The organism is Corynebacterium sp. Marseille-P8863 (genome assembly GCF_946902955.1).
In the GTDB taxonomy this organism is placed as follows: Bacteria; Actinomycetota; Actinomycetes; order Mycobacteriales; family Mycobacteriaceae; genus Corynebacterium; species Corynebacterium gottingense.
Window position 1 is genome coordinate 1 of sequence record NZ_CAMPQC010000038.1, and the last position, 841, is coordinate 841.

Annotated in this window: 1 protein-coding gene; it reads left to right on the top strand. The window is 51.5% G+C overall.

Annotated features, from left to right (window positions below):
• Positions 1–376 precede the first annotated feature (376 nt).
• Positions 377–841, top strand: a 465-nt coding sequence (locus OVO38_RS12375) for a hypothetical protein (RefSeq protein WP_267208695.1), incomplete at its 3' end; no start/stop codon positions are given.

Here is an 841-nt window from a genome sequence, read left to right on the forward strand (position 1 = left end):
TTTGATCCGTCTTGGCGTGGAACTGTTCTGGGTAGGCATTCAACGAGAGTCACCGCAGGTGGGGTGCATATGTATTTTCGATGTCAGCCCCAAAGGTAAACTATGTCACATATCACAATATTGAAAAAGAGTAACGCTCGTGATCGTGTCAGTACTAATGTGTTTATCTGATACGAACGCAGCCTTCATCCTACCTCAAGGAGCTGTCATGTATCTCAACTCCCATATCAGAAAGATCTTCAACCGGGCTACAGTCCTGGCATCATCGGCTTGTCTGGCCATGGCTGTGGCGCCAGTGGCAGTCCATGCTCAGGAATCATTCATCGGAGAAGAAGCTGATTCAACGGCAAGTCGGCCAGTGAAGTAAGGAGCGAATATGTCTGGCATACTATCTAAATTCGGCATAAACGTGGGGCTGAACGCACAAAATGTACATTTGATCGGCGCTATTTTAGCGGTGTTGGCGGTGGTGGGTAGTGCGGTAGGAATAGTCTCAGCCACCCCTGTCGGCGACGAACTCAGCAGCGCAATGGGGATCGTCCACAAAACGCGGCAACAACCCTCCGACGTGGAGGCGCGCAACGATCTCAAAAATGAGCGTCAAGTCAAATGGTCGGGCTACCAAGTAATCAGCCCCACACAAATACGCGTGTTCTTCCCCGCCGGAACCGAAACTTGCTACGGATACCGCGCAGAGACATCGGAAACCGCAACATCAGTAAAAGTTCGGGTGTACGAAGGGAATATTCCAGGATCGCCTGACGAGTGCATCCTGATCAGTTCCACTTCCTCCATGAAGGTGACGTTGCAGTCGCCACTAGGGGCCCGCTTGCTCCAGAAC